The sequence below is a fragment of the Terrimicrobium sacchariphilum genome, assembly GCF_001613545.1.
GTDB lineage: Bacteria > Verrucomicrobiota > Verrucomicrobiia > Chthoniobacterales > Terrimicrobiaceae > Terrimicrobium > Terrimicrobium sacchariphilum.
Window position 1 is genome coordinate 570,193 of the sequence record NZ_BDCO01000003.1, and the last position, 16,367, is coordinate 586,559.

The following is a 16,367-nucleotide window of genomic DNA, read 5'->3' on the forward strand; positions in this document are numbered from 1 at the left end:
CGGTTTCAGGCGGGTGTTTCGCGCCACTCGCCGTTTTGGACATTGGCGGGGAGGGTGAGGTCATACTGCTCCCAGCCGGCAGCGATGCCGCCGTCGACCGGAAGGACTGCTCCGGTGATGTAGGAGGCCTCGTCGGAAGCGAGGAAATGAAACGCGGCGGCAACCTCTGCGGGTTCTCCGAGGCGGCCCAGCGGCGTGCGCTTTTCCACGAAGGCGATCTCGGGATTGTCGGGAATCTCCGTTACTGCCGGGGTGCGGATGGTGCCGGGGCATACGCAATTCACGGTGATGCCCCGGGGGGCAAGCTCCACTGCGGCCAGCCGGGTGAGGTGAATGACGGTGGCCTTGGACGCGGCATAGGCCGTGCCGCAGGGAACTCCCAGCAGGCCGACGAAGGATCCGGTATTGATGATGCGGCCTCCGGTGCTCATAAGGCGCGCGGCGTGCTTCGTTCCGAAAACCACGCCGTTCACATTCACGGCAAAGGTTCTTTGCAGGAGCTGCCCGGTGATTTCGGAAAAGGAAACGCCGAGTGGCTGGATACCTGCGTTGTTGACGACGATGTTGAGTCGACCATGGAGCGCGGCGATGCTCTCCATTGCGCTGGCGACCTCGTCTTCCCGCGAGACATCGACCGCCGCGCACGGGAAGGGCAGCTCTTCCCGAGGCGACAGGTCGAGTCCATGCACGATGGCTCCGGCTTCCTGGAACCGCTGGGCGATGGCGAGGCCGATGCCGGAGCTGGCTCCAGTGACCGCGGCGACTTTACCGGCGAGACTGAACATGCGTCACCTCTGGGCTGGAGCGGCTGGGCGATCTTGAGCGGGCCAGGAACCACGGCCTCGCGCGGCGAGGTAGCGCTGCATGAGCCACACCGACATTTCCAGGTGGCTGAGACGTCCCTGCTGCGCGCCAAGCGAACGCATGCCGCGCTGGATGGCGGTGCACATCTCCATATCCTCGAGGTGAAAGTCGATGAGCATCTTGGTCTCGCGGGTGAGCATCTCGGGAAACTCCGGATGCTCGGTGGTCGACTTCGGAACGAGCATCGTTGTGAGGAGCTTCATCCGGTGCGGCCCCATTGGCTGGACGCGATACCACACCACCCGGTCGGGCAGGACGAAGGTGAGGAAATTCGGGTAGATGAGAAAGAGTCCAGACTCCTTCTTTTTCCAGTCGGCGAGGGATTGGATGGTGGGGAAGCCGAAGGGATTGCCGCCCGCCTTTTCCATGGCCTCCCACTCGGCAACGAGGGCTTCCTTGAACGGAAGATGGCAGCGCACGTAGCTGTCGCGCTCCTGTTCATTCCACGTATCACGCGCGGGCATCATGGGCTGGAGGGTCTTGGCGTGCGCGCCGAGGTGGTGGTAGCTCTCCATGAAATTCTCGACTAGCACCTTCCAGTTGAACGGGCAGTCCCATTCCCGCTCGATGATGACCTGCATGTCCTCGGAGTGCCAGTCGCCGAAATCGACGTTCATTTCTGAGAGGCGCTCGGCCAGAGGCGCGGCCTGCCCGTCGAAGTTCACGAAGATGAACCCGCGCCAGATCTCGGTGCGGAAGGGCATGAGGCCGTGGTCGTCGCGCTTGAACCCGCGCGCCTGCTGCATCTCCGGGCAGGCTTTCAGCTTTCCGTCGAGTTCGAAGGTCCACGCGTGATAGGGACAGAGAAACAGGCGCGTGTGGCCGCAGTTGGGTTCGCTGCCGCGTGACTCGGCGACGCCATGGCCCTCGTGGCCGAATCCCGGCGGCATGATATCCATGCCCCGATGCGGACAGACACGCGAGAGCACGCGCACGGATTCGTCCTTGCCGCGCACGACGATGAGCGGCTCGCCCAGCAGGTCGAGATTCAGGAAGTCGCCCGGCTTGGGAATCTGCGAGACGTGGGCCACGCATTGCCACTCGCGGTGAAAGATATTGGTGACCTCCCACTGATAATATTCCTCGCTGGTGTAGGCCTCGGGAGGAGTCGTTACCGCGTCCTCCAGCGGGAGCGAGGCGCAGCTTTCGATGGCGGCCATCACCTCCGGCAGGGGGCGGATGGGGCGGCTTTGCTGCGAGGTCAGGGATTGGCCGACTGCATTTTCACAGGCGGATACTTTGGCTTCGGTGTCTTCGGCTAGAGCGATCATGGCTGTTCAGGTGTCAGGCGGACGGCTGTTGCGCCCATTGTTGAAATTCCTTTTGCAGGAGGTGCCCGGTCCAGGAGTTCAGTTCCCAGAGGTTGGCGACGGGTTTTTGCGTATAGGGTTCGAGGTGGAGATAGCCGTCGGGACCGAATTCCGGCGTCATCGTGATGGTGTCAAAGCCACGGGCGCGCTGCCCTGCCCAGACGTGCTTCCACCAGCGCAGGTGCGCCTCCACGGCTTCGGAATACTCCGGCGCACGCGGATCGGGAACCTGCGGCCCCTGGTCGTAACCGATGCGGGGCTGGATGTGCAGGGCGCGCTCGGCGCAGAGGTCGAGCACATCGGGAAGCTGATCAAGCACGAGGCGCTCGGTGACCACGCACCAATGGCTGAAATCCAGCGTCATTTCGATGGGTGGTGCTTCCTTGAGGAGTTCCCGCGTGATGACGGGATGAAACAGCGTGCGGCTGCGGTGGGTTTCAAAACCGAGGCGCACGCCGCGATCCTGGACGATCTCATAAGCCTCGGTGAGAAAGCGCACGCTGTCGCGGAAGACCCACAGATCGTTGCCCGCCATGCTGCTAAAGAAGAGCGGCTCCGCCTCAAGGCTGGAATCAAGGATGCGCTTGAAGGCCTCCAGGTGATCGTCGACCGTGCTGCCGGGATCGGGCGTGGCGTAGCCGGTGGTAGAGATTTCCGCGATGTACCTGAGGTCATTATCCCGCAGGACGCTGATGAATTCTGCGCGCTCGGTCGGATCGGTGGGCAGCGGCCCCTCAATGCCGTGAAAGCCTGCATCGAGAACCTGTTTCGCCGCATCGGCGAACGTTCCCTCGTGTCCCCAGCGTTGTTTGAATAAGAGCAGTTTCATAAATCACAGGCGATGCGGAATCCCACATTGTCGCGCCGGATCGCCTCCGGCAGGGCGTCGCGCCAGGAGGTGCGGAGCAGGCGCGGCAGATAGTCCCAGGCCCCGCCGCGAATCACCCGCCACCCGCGCCGCCCCCCTTCGATCCAGGCCGAGCCGTCATTCGGTGCGCCGAGGTAGTCGGGGTGCCAGGTGTCCTGCGCCCATTCGCAGACGTTCCCGTGCATGTCAAAGAGGCCGAAGGCATTGGGCGGGAAACCTCCGCAGGGCGTGCGATGCCCGCGACCGACTTTCATGCCGTGCTCGGAGTAGAGGTAATTTGCCTGATCCGTATCGAGCGTGCTGCCGTGGGTGAAGATGTCGCGGCTTCCGGCCCGGCAGGCATACTCCCACTCCGCTTCCGTGGGCAGGCGAAAGGCGCGTCCGGTGTTTTCGCTGAGCCATTCGCAATATGCCGTGGCGTCGAGCCAGCTGATGCCCACGGCGGGCAGGCCGACGGATTCGCGGGGCGCGTGGCCAGGGCGGAAGGCGCGGAATTCCCCCACGGTGACAGGAAATACGCCCAGGCCGAAATCGCGTGGAATCGCGACCTCGTGGCGCGGGCGCTCCGTGTCGTTTGCAAACTTGTCCTCATCGTTCTCGCCCATCGCAAAGATCCCGGCGGGAACAATGGCGAGATCGGGAAGGATGGCCCGGTCAGCGCTGGGAAGGGGCGGCAGGACGGTCATAGGTCGGCCAGGTGTTGCGGGAACGCGCGGCGAGGTAGCGCTCGATCAGCCAGATGGGCATCTCAAGGTGGCTCAGACGACCGCGACGGTATCCGGTGGAGTAAAAGCCCCGCTGCACGGCGGTACAGACCTCCATGTCCTCGAGGTGAAAATCGATCATCATTTTTTCCGCCGCCGCCTTTCGCTTTTCAAAGTCCGGCGCGGCGAGCGCTTCTTCGTTCACGAGCGTCGTGGTGATGAGCCTGCTGCGGTCCGTGGTGATCGGATCGAGTCGATACCAGATCATGCGATCGGGCCCGCCAAAGAGCAGAAAGGTGGGATAGGAAAGATACGCGCTCCATTGTACCTGATGCTCCGGCGGCAGGGTGGGGATGAGCGGAAAGCCTTCCGTCGTGCCGTCGGCGTATTGCTGCCGCATCTCGGACAGGGCGGCTTCCTTGAGCGGGGTATTGACCCGGATGGAATGCGCCCTCTCGCCCGAGGTCCATGTGTCCTTGGCCGGCATGAGCGGCTGGAGCGTGCGGCAGTGGGCGCCGAGGTGATGGTAGGGCTCCATGAAATTCTCGATGAGCACCTTCCAGTTGAACGGGCAATCCCACTCGCGCTCGATCACGACCTTCATTTTGCTCATGTCCCAACCCGCGAGATCGGAGGTGAGATCGGTCATGTTGGCCTCCAGCGATCCGGCTTTACCGTCGAGATTCACGAAGATGAAACCATTCCAAAGCTCGCTGCGGAAGGTGGTCAGCGCGTAGTCGTCGCGGCGGAAGCCCTCCGCATTCTGCATTTCGGGGCAGGCCTTGAGCGAGCCATCGAGCTCGAAGCTCCAATGGTGATAAGGACAGAGAAACAGCCGCGTGTGGCCGCAGCCCGCGCCGCCCTCACGGGCATCGGCGGGGCCATGGCCGTCGTAGCCAAATCCCGGCGGCATGATATCCATCGCGCGGTGCGGGCAGACCCGGGAGAGCACCCGGATTTGCCCGTCCTTGCCGTGGACGACGATGAGCGGTTCGCCGAGGATGTCGATGTTGAGGAAATCGCCGGGGTTGGGAATCTGCGAACGGTGGGCGAGGCACAGCCACTCCGCCCGCAGGACATTTTCCACCTCCCAGTTGTAGAAGGCCTCCGTGGTGTAAGCCTCCGCCGGCAGGGGGATGCCCTGCGCCAGCGGCAGGTCGGCGGCATGCTGGATATCGGCCAGGATGTCCTCCACGGTGCGGTCGGGCCGGGCTTTGCGGAAGATTGGGTACTCCGCAAAGCCACAGCCCGAGTTGCCAACAACATTCGATTCGGCGACAGCGCTCATCGTGAGGTGTGCGATTATTTCAGCTCGGCCGCGAGGGACTTGATCGGCTCAAAGCTCACGCCAGCGTCGATCGGGTGCTCCTTCTTGATCAGGCCAAACTTCAGCCACCAGGTCTCGGTGAGCTTCCAGTGGTCGTTGATCTCGCCGTTCTTCCAGCCGAGCGGCGGGTCTCCGGCCATCACGCCCATGAATTTCGCCGCCTCAGGCAGGTCGAAGACATAGATGCCGCCCTTGAGCCATTTGCCGTCCTTGCCGATGACGTTCTCGACATCTTTCACGTCAAATTTCAGGCCCTCGGCGATGATCTTGTTGCCTTCCTCGGGGTGAGCCTTCCACCAAGCCACGGCATCCCAGTAGGCCTTCATGGCTTTCTTGGCGGCTTCCGGCTTTTCCTTGAGAAAACTGTCGGACATGTACATGCCGTCTCCGAGCAGCGCGGTCTTCATGAAGTACGGCTCCAGCGAACTCGCCATGACCTTGGACCCCTTCAGGCTCTCCAGCACCTGGCCGCCGAAGGGTTCCCAGAATTCGCCCGCCGCCACCTTGCCGCTGACCATGGCCGCCACGGCATCGTCCATCACGACGTTGACGTATTGTACCTCGTCAAACTTCACGCCGTTATTCTCCAGCCAGATGCCCATGAAGATCTGGGTGAGGCCGCCTTCCAGCACCGCGACAGACTTGCCCTTGAGCTCCTTCGGGTCGGCGATCTTCGGCGACATGATGATCTTGTCCGTGCCCGTCGATGGATTGGTGTAGGTGACGAATTTCACCGGCACGCCGCTGTCGGCCGCGATCGGGCCGTACTCGACCGTGCTGGAGGTGACGTCCAGCTTGCCCGCCGCCATCTGGCCAAAGCTCTCGTACGGGTCCTCGATGATCTGCACGTCGAGGTTGATGTCCGGTGCGAGGTTCTTCTCCTTGGCGATGAACCAGAATCCATATCCCGGCCACGAGAAGAGAGACACTTTTACTGTCTCCTTGTCAGCCGCCACGCCTCCCTGTACCGCCATGCCCATGACGGCCAGGGCCGTCAGTATTGCCTTCCCCTTGGTTTTCATAGTTTCGTGTTTTTTTGTTTAGTTGATTCGTTACTTGCGGCTACGCAGGTAGGGAAACGCCCACCAGCGCAGGCCGCGAATCGCCGCATCGGATAGGAATCCGAGCATGCCGATCGTGAGGATGCCCGCCATGATGATGTCCATGCGCACGAGACGCCGCGCTCGCATCATCACCGCGCCGATGCCATCGGTGGCAGCGACGATTTCGGCGATGACGAGGTACGTCCAACTCACCGCCAGCATTTGTCGCATTGTGTCGATGAAGAATGGCAGCGCGCAGGGCAGGATCACACGCAGGACGACCTGCCAGTGCTTCGCTCCCAACGTGCGCGAGGTGTCGATGAAATCAATCGGTACGCGCTTCGTGTCATCCATCAGGAGGCTGATGAGGAACCAGACGACGCCGATGAAAAGGAGGGCGATTTTTTGCTCATTCCCCGTGCCGAACCATGCAAGGAGCAGCGGAATGAAGGATGGCGCGGGCAGATAACGGAAAGGCGAGACGATGGGATTCAGAAAAGCCTCGACCGCCGGGAAGGAGCCCATGAGCACGCCGATGGGCATCGCCACGGCGATGGCCAGGGCAAAGCTGAGCATTGTGCGCTGGAGGCTCTGCCAGACATCGGTGGCGAAGCCCTTTTCGGCGAAAAGATTGTAGAGCGTCTCCAGGACGGTGACGGGAGTGGGCAGGAGCGCCTCGAGCTCCGGCGAGCGCGGAGCAAACTGCCAGACGCCAAGAAAGATCGCCCAGGCGGAGGCGGCGAGTGTCACCCTGGCCCAGCGCGGAAGGGTGGCTTGAAACTCAAACCAGCCGACGCGTTTGCTTGTTTGAGAGTTCGCAGCCATTAGTTGCTCCGACAGCTGGCGGGTCGCGAACCGGCGCTTCCCTGGGTTTCTCTCGTCATCCCGTTTGTCTCCCTCCGAGAAATCATGTTCGCATGGTGCACCGGATGGCAGAATCCGGGAATAGCACTTTCTTCCTATACGGTCTTGGACTGGTTGACCGGGAATTCTCCAGTGAGCCTGATCTTTCTCGGGGGTGGCCGAGCGGGGCGTGGTAGTGGTGGCAGCATGAGGTCCCTCTCCCCGCTATGCATCCCGTAATCCCGTGCCGTTCGGAGACGTCACCCAGAACGAATCGCCCTCTCTGGAAAGCGGGGACGATCACTTATACCACTGGCGGGCTGGTGGCCCTGTTTGCCTGGCTGCTGCTCGGAGACTTCTCCTGGTCGATGCGCGACCGCTCCGTGGGACCCATGGCGATGTGGTATCTCAATCACCTGGGAGTGCCCAACCTCCTTTTCGGGCTGCTCATCAGTTCCTTCCCAGCATTTATCGGACTCGTTCTCGGGCCCGTCATCAGTGTCAAATCTGACCGGCACCGTGGGCGATGGGGGCGCCGTATCCCGTTTCTACTCGTGACGACGCCCATGGCGGCGGCTGGCATGATCGGTATAGCCGTGACTCCCTTGCTCGCACGGTGGATGCACGGGCATTTCCCAGGGCAGAGTGAGATGGTCGTGTCTGTGGCATGCTTCGCGGTATTCTGGGCGACCTTCGAGATTGCAACTGTGGCGAGCTACTCGGTTTTCGGGGGACTCGTAAATGATGTGGTGCCGCAGCCCCTGCTTGGCAGGTTCTATGGACTCTTTCGTGCGGTCAGCCTGATCGACGGTGTGGTCTTCAATTACTGGATAATGGGCCACGTCCCCAACCACTTCACTCTTATCCTGCTTTCTGTTGGAGTGTTTTACGGAGTTTCCTTCTTCTTGGTCTGCCTCCGTGTGCGAGAGGGCGAGTATCCTCCGCCCCCGTCGCCGGAACCCGGGCGGAGATGGCCCTCGGGGATGTGGTCGGAGGTCCGTACTTATTGCCGTGAGTGCTTTTCCAATCCCTATTATCTTGCAGTATTTCTCTTCCTGATGGGGGCGGGACAGGCGTTCATGCCGGTCAATACGTTTTCGATTCCTTACGCTAATAGTCTCGGCGTCAACATGGATAGTTACGGAAAGGCACTCGCGCTTACCTTTTTCATCTCGCTCTTGCTGGCCTATCCGCTCGGCTGGCTGGCGGACATCTTTCATCCGCTGCGGGTCGCTCTGGTATCACTGGCGGGGTATTTTATCGTAGCCATTTGCGGGGCGATCTTTGCGACGACTCCCCAGGCATTTCTGGTGGTCTTTGTCATGCATGGGGTACTCTCGGGGTCGTACTTCACTTCGGCGGCCTCGCTGGGAGCTCGCCTGTTTCCCCGGGTGAAATTCGCACAGTTTGCCTCGGCTGCCCTCGCTGTGACCTCTCTCGCTACCATGACGCTTACACCCCTCATGGGGGCGATCATCGACCAGACCGGAAACCTTTATCGTCTCACGTATGTGCTCGGCGCCTTCACGGCAGCCGTCGCTCTAGGGGTCGGCTGGTATGTGCATGCCCGCTTTGTGCAGTTGGGAGGTCCCAAGGCCTACGTGCCTCCGGAGTCTTGAGCGAATAGGAGGATCGTCCGGCTATGGGGGTATTCTCCAATAAGAATTCCCCTCAGGTTGAGGCAAAAGACATGCGCTCATAGAGTGCGCACGTGATTGCATTCCCTCCCTTTTCGCGCCCTATCGTTCGCTGGCTCGGAGGCCTCTTGATCGTGACGACCGGAACGTTTGGCGGCATCTGTCATGCGCAAGATATCCTGATGCGGACCGATTCCTTGGGCCAGGATCTCCAGCCCTATAGGGTGAAGGTCAATGGCAAGGAGCATAACTTTGCCGAACTGCTCAAGCTCAGGCCTGCTGACACGGACGGGGCACAGATCGAAACGGTGAAGCCGTTTCTCTTCAAGCATCCCGGCACGCTGAACGATCTGGATCAGTTGAATTTCATCAAACAGAAGATCGCCGAGGGCAGGGAACCCTGGGCGAGCGCCTTTGAGCGAATGAAGAAATCGCGTCATGGCAGGATCGACTATCTGGCAAAGATGAAGCAGCCACCGGAGATTATTTCGTCTGGATTCAGTGGATCCCAGGCTGTCGGCGCCTTTGAGGAGATGAATGACGCCACAGCGGCCTATGCCCAGGCTCTCCTGTGGTACTTCACGGGGGAAAGGAAATACGCAGAAAACGCGGCGGCCATTCTCGAGACCTATGCGAGGACAGTGAAGTCCCACGAAGGTGCAAACTGGTACCTGCTCGTTGCGTGGTCTGGATCGGTCTTTCCCGTCGCCGCGGATTTACTCAAGGCCACCGACCCCGAGTGGAAGAATGCGCCTGAGGTGCAGAAATGGTTCAACGATGTCTTTTTACCTGTACTCCACAACCGCGTCTCCCATGGCAATCGCGCCCTGGCCGTGATCAACGCGATGGCTGCGATAGGTGTCTTCAATGAAGACGTGGGGGCGTTTTATGAGGCGATGAACCACTGGTTGAGCTATGTGCCCGCTTATTTCTATCTCCAGTCAGACGGTCCCAAGCCGAGGATGCCTGACTACTGGCTGCCCGAGATCACGCCGAGTAACGCCTTTCTCAATGCCCTCAACGCTCCTACCTTTCCGAAAGACTGGACGCCCTGGACTCAACTCGCCGAGGAGAACTGGAACATGGACAAGCGTCGGGGGAAATTTGGCGATGACATCACCATCATGCGCAAGGCGGCGAAGGAAGAGCGCGATCCCGCGCCCGCGTGGCGTGGAGCGCCCGGCACCTACCTCGATGGCTATACAGCGGAAACAGCCCGCGATCTGGCTCATGTCGATGTGTCCTTTGTTTCAGCGATGAACACCGCAGAGATCGCATGGCATCAGGGCATCGATCTTTATACCCCGGCGGCCAGGCGATTGACGACATTCATGGAAGCGCAGGCAAAGCTGCGGTTTGGTGAACCGCCTCCGGGTTCCGTGACAGAACCGCTCCTTGCTCTGGGAACGGGTCCGGGAGCTTATGAGATGGCCTACGATCGATTTCACAATGTCATGGGCATCGACCTGCCGCAGTCGTTGAAGTTTCTGGACGTCGTGATCCGACCGGCCAAGGGTTCGCGGGTATATCCGCTTGTCCGCGGCGAGGAGGGCCGTGATCCTCAGAATCCGCGGCTGTGGAAATTCCCGGAACCTTTCCCATCCCTGTTCGCTACCGTTATTAGCGAGGAGGATGGCTGGCTTAATAGCTGGCAGACCCTCACGCATCGCGATCTGCATGCAAAATGAGGCCGCGATTCAGTTTAGTTCTCCAATGAGGATTTTCGCTGCCTTGTCCGCCACCTCCTTCCTGACAACGATCTGATCCAAGATTTACCCCCTAGTAATCATCCATGAAAACATCTCTCATGTCTCATCCGCTTTCCGCTGGGAATCCGGTCGCATCCCGGCGTCATCTCTGCGGGATTTTGCGTCTTGCTGCCCTTGCCGCGGTCGCTCTCGCCCCTGCGCTTCACGCAGATACACTCACCTGGGATAGCGGTGGAGCGAGTCCGGGGAATCCGCTCGATGGCTCGGGAACATGGAACACCTCGAGTCTGCTGTGGAGCAATGGCCTCTCCGACGCCGCCTGGGTCAATACGACGAGCAACATAGCGGTCTTTGGAAACAATAATGGTGCAGCCGGAACTGTGACTCTTGGGGAGGCTATTACTGCCGGCGGAATTACTTTCAACACACCCGGGTCAGGAGCTTATACAATATCGGGGAGTACTTTGACTCTGGGCAGTACAGCCACGGTTACAACGAACGCAAGCGCAGCGATCAATTCGGTCATCGCGGGAAGCGCGGGGTTGACCAAGGCCGGCGCTGGGACGCTGACACTCAGCGGAACAAATACCTACACCGGGGGCACCGTGATCAGCGGGGGGCTGTTGGTTGCGAACATCAACGCCAATCTGGGTGATAGCAGTTCGGGAGCAAACCGGAATCTGACGATGCTGAACGGAGCAGCATTTCAGTGGACCGGAACGTCGTCCGGATTTAATCGCAATTGGATTCTTGGTGCTGGGACCACTACGATTCAGGTCGCAGGAACATCGGCTTTGCTCAGTAATGGCACGATTTCCTTCACAGGGTCGGGGCCACGCACTCTGGTTTTATCGACGACGAGCTCGTCTATCTCCACGTTAGGAGGTGCGATCACCGATGGCGCGGGAGGTATGACTTCCGTTACGAAAAATGGGTCTGGGATCTGGACCCTGACAAGCACTGGAAACACGTACAGCGGGGAAACGATTGTGAACGCAGGGACGCTTTCCGCAGGAGCTACGAACGCAATCTCGGTGAATAGCACAGTGAGGGTCAACACGGGCGCCACGCTCAGGTTCGACGCCGGGACACAGACCATTGCCAACCTTCAGGATGGTAGCGGCGGCGGCGGCACGCTCGCAATGAACATTGCCGGAACGACGGCCCTGACCGTTCAATCGGGCTCGTTCAGCGGTGTACTGAAGGACCAGAGTGCAGGGACCAAGATTTTAGCGCTGTCCAAGACCACGTCGGATACGCTGATCCTAACTGGATCCGCCAACACTTACTCTGGTGGTACGACGGTGTCGGGTGGGACGTTGCTTATCAACAATGCGAGCGGAAACGCGCTCGGCACCGGTGCGGTGATTGTCAATGCCGGCGCTTTGGGCGGCAGCGGATTCACTGCGGCGAATATCACGGTCGGAAATGGCAGCGGCATCCAGGATGCGACGATCACCCCCGGGGGGGGAGGGACGGGTACCTTTACCACCTCGGGGTCGATTTCACTGTTGTCCGATGCGGTTTTTGCCTTTGAACTCAATGGAGCAAGCGGCTCGGTCGCTGCTGACAAGATCGTCGCCAATGGCGTAGCCATCGACTCCGGCGCGACCTTTTCATTTACGCTGCTAGGTGGGTTGAGCGGACTGCAGGTGAACGACGAGTTCAAGATTATCGACAACACGGGGGCGGGTAATATCGCAGGGCAATTCAGTAATCTCGTTGCTGGAGGCACATACAATGCGGGTGGCGGATTGACCTTCAGCGTCAGCGGCAGCGGCGGGGTGTATGGTAACGACCTCGTGCTGACGGTGGCGACTGTGCCGGAACCTTCCACATGGGGACTCCTCGCGGCAGGAATGACGGTGCTCGTGGTGTTGCGCCAAAGGGGGAAAGTTTCGTGAAGCTGAACGCAGCGTTTCTCGCGGCACTGGCGATCGGCTGCTGTTGCCATGCGGCTGATCCGGTTGAGATGCTCATCGACAACGGGGGATTTGAGAGCGGTCTCGACGGATGGACCCTGCGGGTCGGGGAAGGTGCCGTGGCAGCGCCGGAAGCCGCCCACGGCGGGCAGGCTGGTCTGCGTATTCCGACGACGGTCAAGATGAGCATCCAGGCCGCATCGGTCCCGGTTGACTGTGGAAAGAGATACCGTATTTCGCTTTGGGTGCGCGGTATCGGCTCGATCCCGATGTCTCTCAATCTCGGGTGGCGTAACGACTCGGGCAAATACATGGAGGTGCAGAATCCCAATGATTTCAAACTCGCCCTGCCTGTGGGTTCCGAGTGGCAGCATTTTACACGGGAGTTTGTCCCGCCGGACGGCGCGGCCTCCTTGCAGGTGGGATTCTCAACCTGGTTGCCGCCGGGAAAGACGAGCGCGACGCCCATCGATGTGGATGAGGTTGTCCTCGAGGAGATCGGCGAAGCGAACTAGAAATTCTACAGGAAGAATTTTGCACATCTTGTTCATCTCCGAAGCCCCGCTATTTTCCCATTAAAGCCAGAAATGTCCCCTTTTACGGGAAATCTATGAATACCGACACGCGCCTGACCTCCGCCATTCACAAAGTCCTCATCACGGGCGCGTCCGGATACCTCGGGCAGTCGCTTTGCGAGGTGTTGTCGGAGGATTATGACCTGATCCGCATGGACGTGGTCGAGACGCCGGGGCCCGGGGAGTTTCTGGCGGCTTCGGTGACAGATCGCGAGGTGCTTGATTCCGCATGCGCTCGCGCGGACGCGCTGGTGATCGCACACATGGCGCCGAACCGTCCCGATGTGTACGACTGGCCCGATGAGTGTCTCGACATCAATGTGCGCGGGGCGGCTCTGGCATTTGAGGCTGCGGTGCGGAACGGCATCCGGCGCGTGATCCTGATCTCGAGCATCTCGGTCGTCGGCGGACATTGTTCGCCGGGGTTCACGACAGCGGAGATGCCGTTTGCTCCGGTGAACCTCTACTCCATGACCAAGGTGCTGCAGGAGGAGGTGGCGGAGTATTACCATCGCCTGCGGGGACTCGAAATAGTCGTGCTCAGACCCGCCTATATCCTACGCGAGGATTCACTCGTGAACAAATACGGTAAAAAGCGCGACTCGATCACATGGCATTGTATCGATCCGCGGGATATCGGGCATGCGGTGCGATGCGGGTTGCAACTGCCTGATCTTTCCTACGAGGTGTTCTATCTTGCGGCAGGCCCGGGTGCCGAAGAGCATGTGGATCTGGAACCCAACAAGGTACGCCTCGGCTGGATCCCCCGGCATCGCTTTGAGGGTATTGCCATAGAGGCGGCCTAAAAACACGACCGCCTGCCGGTTCTCCATTTATCATGTATCGATTCCCCCTTCGAATCATTGTGCTGATCGGCCTGACGCTGAGCCTTTCAAGCTTGTCCTCCACCCGTGCGGGAGATTCCTCCGCACAGGTGCTAGGTTTTGACCAGGGTGACTGGAAGGGTATCGAACTCTCCAGTGAGCAGGTAAAAACAGGAGGGAAGTCCGGGCTTTGGAAGGATCACTTGGTGAACAAATCCGTGGGCAGCGGAGATATTCCACATGATTGGTCGGATGCGGAAGAACTGTCACTTTGGATCTACAATGCAGGACAGAAGCCTGTCCCGCTCATGATCGTGCTCGTTTCCCGTACGGCCCCGCAAGGCTTCTCATACTTCGGATATCGCATGACGGTGGAGCGGCGGGGGTGGAATGAGGTGCGGGTTCCGCTCTCCTATTTCCAACCGAGCGGAAATCCCGCTGGATGGCCGAAGATCGATTCCGTGATGTTTGCCGCGGATGGGTGGGGGATGAAGCCCAGTCCAGATGCTGTCTTGTATCTGGACGGACTAGTGCTGCATAAGGCCGTCTCGAAGACCTTGTCGGAGTCGGAACAAAAGGAGCTCGACCAGATCAAACGGCATTTTGCCGAATATCAACAGGCGCAGTGGATGGGTGGCGGCGAAATGGAACGCCAGCGAGAGCGTGTGCCGGGATGGATGGCCACGCTGAACGCTGAGGGCGCCTGGCCGGATATCGACTATTCCGGCAAGACTGGCGGCTTCTGGCAACCGCTGACGCATCTGGCCCGTCTCAAGGCGATGGCCCTCGCCTACACGACGCCGGGAAGCTCGCTGAAGGGCGACGCCGCTCTGGCAGCGGCGGTTCACAAGGCGCTGGGGAACTGGCTGAGGAATGACTATTGGTCGAGTGCGTGGTGGTATCGTGAGATCGGGGTGCCAGCCGATCTGTCGAAGATCATGCTGCTCATCGATGCCGACCTCACGCGGGAAGAGCGATCTGCCGGCATCCGCATCGTGGGGCGTGCGGTGATGGATAGTCCGCCGCACTGGGGACGTGGAGTATTGACTGGGCAGAACCGGGTGTGGGTTGCGGCTAATGCTCTGGCCAAGGGGTTGCTCGCTTCCGACCTGGCGCTCGTCCGGCGAGCCCGGGATGTTGTGTTTGAAGAGGTCGTGATCGCCAGTCAGCCGGGCGGAACCAAGCCCGTCTTCAAAACATCAGGGAGGCCCGGCGATATCGACGTATCGACTCAGGAGGGCGTGCAGCCAGACTTTTCCTTTTATCAACATGGGCCTTTGCTCCAGCTCGGAAACTACGGAATGGGCTTCGCGCAGGATACTGTGCAATGGATCACGGTGCTGCGCGGAACGAGTCTCGCGGCAAGTCCCGAAAAGATGGCGGTCGTGAGCGGGTATCTGCTCGATGGTCTCGCCACGGTCGTATGGAAGGGCCGTGTCGACATCAGCTCGTGCGGACGCCAGATCGGGCCTCAATCTCCAGCAGGCAAAGGGGGGGAGGTGTTGCTGCTTTTGGATACGGCGAAAACGATGGACCCTGAGCATGCCTCCCAATACCAGGCCGCCATCGAGCGCGACCGCCCGGACGCTACGGCCATTCCGGCGCAGAATAAGTATTTCTGGCGATCGGACTACATGGTGCATCGGCGACCAGAGTATTACACCTCCACGAGGATGAACTCCGCAAGGGTTCTTGCCACGGAGGTTGTCAATACGGAGAACCTCTCTGGAGGCTATCTCGGGGATGGCGCGACATTCCTGTACCTGACGGGACGGGAATATGAAGACATCTTCCCGGTATGGGACTGGGCGCGGCTGCCGGGCGTCACTGCTCCGGTGACCACCGACAAGGCGCGTCTCAAGCCCAGGAACTGGAAGGTTACGAACGACTGTGATTTTGTCGGTGGTGTGTCGGATGGTGGATATGGCGCTGCGGTGTTGACCCTCAATCGGGACGGTTTGGCGGCGAAAAAGAGCTGGTTTTATTTTGACGACGAGATTGTAAACCTTGGCGCGGGAATCTCCAGTGACCGGGAACCCGTAGTCTCCAGTGTGAACCAGTGTCTCGCAACCGGCGAGGTGATGGTGGCGGCTGGTGATGCGAATCCCGGGAATGCCGATGGGGGAGTGCGGGAATACACAGATCTCAAATGGGCGTGGCATGACGGAGTGGGCTATGTTTTTCCGTCTCCACAGCGTCTGAGTCTCGGAGTTCAGGAGCAGACCGGGGCATGGAACCTCGTCAATGGCCGGGCAAAGCCAGATCCGGTCAAGGCGCCGGTATTCTCGGCGTGGATCAACCACGGGGACAAGCCGCGAAACGCAACTTACGAATATGTGCTCCTGCCCGGAGCGTCTCGTGAGCAGACTGCCGCCGCAGCTGCTTCTCCGAAGGTTCAGATCCTGCAAAACACCCGCGAGCTCCAGGCGGTGCGCCATGCTGGATTAAAGAGGGTGGAGGCGGTCTTTCACCAACCGGGAGCATTGAGCTTTGGAGAAGGTCGCTCGATCGCTGTAGATCGGCCCTGTGTGCTCATGCTTGAGGAGCTGAGTGGGCGGTTGACAATTGCGGACCCCACGCAACTACTCAAGGAGATCACGGTCACGTTGGATGGCAAGGAGACGAAGCTCATGCTGCCTGCGGGCGCAATGGCTGGATCGACCCTTACGGTTGTGCTGCCACAAGCATGAATCTTCGCCGGGAGCGGCTGTCCATCGGCTTCGCCCGCAGCGACCCGGGTC

General features: G+C 60.1%; 13 protein-coding genes. 6 read left to right on the plus strand and 7 right to left on the minus strand.

Annotated elements, in window-relative coordinates:
* Positions 1-5: 5 nt before the first annotated feature.
* Genes TSACC_RS20160 through TSACC_RS20190 form a run of 7 tightly spaced genes read right to left on the minus strand, consistent with a single transcriptional unit; the run spans position 6 to position 6,941 of the window.
* Positions 6-785 (minus strand): SDR family NAD(P)-dependent oxidoreductase, encoded by a 780-nt coding sequence (locus TSACC_RS20160; protein ID WP_075081248.1) that lies wholly within the window; start codon positions 783-785, stop codon positions 6-8.
* Positions 786-788: 3 nt separating this feature from the next.
* Positions 789-2,135, minus strand: a complete 1,347-nt coding sequence (locus tag TSACC_RS20165) for an aromatic ring-hydroxylating oxygenase subunit alpha (protein ID WP_084400706.1) — start codon at positions 2,133-2,135, stop codon at positions 789-791.
* A 13-nt stretch (positions 2,136-2,148) separates the two neighbouring features.
* Positions 2,149-3,003, minus strand: coding sequence for a sugar phosphate isomerase/epimerase family protein (locus TSACC_RS20170; RefSeq protein ID WP_075081249.1), 855 nt, complete (start codon positions 3,001-3,003; stop codon positions 2,149-2,151).
* Positions 3,000-3,728, minus strand: coding sequence for a formylglycine-generating enzyme family protein (locus TSACC_RS20175; RefSeq protein WP_075081250.1), 729 nt, complete (start codon positions 3,726-3,728; stop codon positions 3,000-3,002). The genes TSACC_RS20170 and TSACC_RS20175 overlap by 4 nt, the downstream gene beginning before the upstream one ends.
* Complete coding sequence (locus TSACC_RS20180) at positions 3,697-5,034, minus strand: aromatic ring-hydroxylating oxygenase subunit alpha (protein WP_084400707.1); 1,338 nt, start codon at positions 5,032-5,034, stop codon at positions 3,697-3,699. The genes TSACC_RS20175 and TSACC_RS20180 overlap by 32 nt, the downstream gene beginning before the upstream one ends.
* A gap of 14 nt (positions 5,035-5,048) precedes the next feature.
* Positions 5,049-6,095, minus strand: a complete 1,047-nt coding sequence (locus TSACC_RS20185) for an ABC transporter substrate-binding protein (protein WP_084400708.1) — start codon at positions 6,093-6,095, stop codon at positions 5,049-5,051.
* A 30-nt stretch (positions 6,096-6,125) separates the two neighbouring features.
* Positions 6,126-6,941, minus strand: a complete 816-nt coding sequence (locus TSACC_RS20190) for an ABC transporter permease (protein WP_084400709.1) — start codon at positions 6,939-6,941, stop codon at positions 6,126-6,128.
* Positions 6,942-7,186: 245 nt separating this feature from the next.
* On the opposite strand from TSACC_RS20190, the gene TSACC_RS20195 reads away from it, so the two are divergent.
* From TSACC_RS20195 to TSACC_RS20220, 6 genes are all read left to right on the plus strand, one after another.
* Positions 7,187-8,578: an MFS transporter gene (locus TSACC_RS20195; RefSeq protein ID WP_075081251.1), complete on the plus strand. Its 1,392-nt coding sequence runs from the start codon at positions 7,187-7,189 to the stop codon at positions 8,576-8,578.
* Between the two features lie 200 nt (positions 8,579-8,778).
* The gene (locus TSACC_RS20200; protein ID WP_153811553.1) at positions 8,779-10,284 is read left to right on the plus strand and encodes an alginate lyase family protein; all 1,506 of its coding nucleotides are present in this window, start codon (positions 8,779-8,781) and stop codon (positions 10,282-10,284) included.
* A 104-nt stretch (positions 10,285-10,388) separates the two neighbouring features.
* Entirely contained in the window at positions 10,389-12,209 is a 1,821-nt protein-coding gene (locus TSACC_RS20205; protein WP_084400710.1) for a beta strand repeat-containing protein, read from the plus strand.
* A complete protein-coding gene (locus tag TSACC_RS20210) occupies positions 12,206-12,742 on the plus strand; it encodes a carbohydrate binding domain-containing protein (protein ID WP_075081254.1) in 537 nt (178 codons plus the stop codon). Before TSACC_RS20205 ends, TSACC_RS20210 begins: the two co-directional genes overlap by 4 nt.
* A gap of 95 nt (positions 12,743-12,837) precedes the next feature.
* Entirely contained in the window at positions 12,838-13,608 is a 771-nt protein-coding gene (locus TSACC_RS20215) for an NAD-dependent epimerase/dehydratase family protein (RefSeq protein WP_075081255.1), read from the plus strand.
* A 32-nt stretch (positions 13,609-13,640) separates the two neighbouring features.
* Positions 13,641-16,316: a polysaccharide lyase family 8 super-sandwich domain-containing protein gene (locus TSACC_RS20220; RefSeq protein WP_075081256.1), complete on the plus strand. Its 2,676-nt coding sequence runs from the start codon at positions 13,641-13,643 to the stop codon at positions 16,314-16,316.
* Positions 16,317-16,367 lie beyond the last annotated feature (51 nt).

What these genes read in the sequence shown, in the direction of transcription:
- TSACC_RS20220 (WP_075081256.1), top strand. Translation starts at nt 13,641, where the DNA reads ATGTATCGATTCCCCCTTCGAATCATTGTGCTGATCGGCCTGACGCTG.
- TSACC_RS20200 (WP_153811553.1), top strand. Translation starts at nt 8,779, where the DNA reads ATGCGGACCGATTCCTTGGGCCAGGATCTCCAGCCCTATAGGGTGAAG.
- TSACC_RS20180 (WP_084400707.1), bottom strand. Translation starts at nt 5,034, where the DNA reads ATGAGCGCTGTCGCCGAATCGAATGTTGTTGGCAACTCGGGCTGTGGC.
- TSACC_RS20170 (WP_075081249.1), bottom strand. Translation starts at nt 3,003, where the DNA reads ATGAAACTGCTCTTATTCAAACAACGCTGGGGACACGAGGGAACGTTC.
- TSACC_RS20195 (WP_075081251.1), top strand. Translation starts at nt 7,187, where the DNA reads ATGCATCCCGTAATCCCGTGCCGTTCGGAGACGTCACCCAGAACGAAT.
- TSACC_RS20190 (WP_084400709.1), bottom strand. Translation starts at nt 6,941, where the DNA reads ATGGCTGCGAACTCTCAAACAAGCAAACGCGTCGGCTGGTTTGAGTTT.
- TSACC_RS20205 (WP_084400710.1), top strand. Translation starts at nt 10,389, where the DNA reads ATGAAAACATCTCTCATGTCTCATCCGCTTTCCGCTGGGAATCCGGTC.
- TSACC_RS20160 (WP_075081248.1), bottom strand. Translation starts at nt 785, where the DNA reads ATGTTCAGTCTCGCCGGTAAAGTCGCCGCGGTCACTGGAGCCAGCTCC.
- TSACC_RS20185 (WP_084400708.1), bottom strand. Translation starts at nt 6,095, where the DNA reads ATGAAAACCAAGGGGAAGGCAATACTGACGGCCCTGGCCGTCATGGGC.
- TSACC_RS20165 (WP_084400706.1), bottom strand. Translation starts at nt 2,135, where the DNA reads ATGATCGCTCTAGCCGAAGACACCGAAGCCAAAGTATCCGCCTGTGAA.
- TSACC_RS20175 (WP_075081250.1), bottom strand. Translation starts at nt 3,728, where the DNA reads ATGACCGTCCTGCCGCCCCTTCCCAGCGCTGACCGGGCCATCCTTCCC.
- TSACC_RS20215 (WP_075081255.1), top strand. Translation starts at nt 12,838, where the DNA reads ATGAATACCGACACGCGCCTGACCTCCGCCATTCACAAAGTCCTCATC.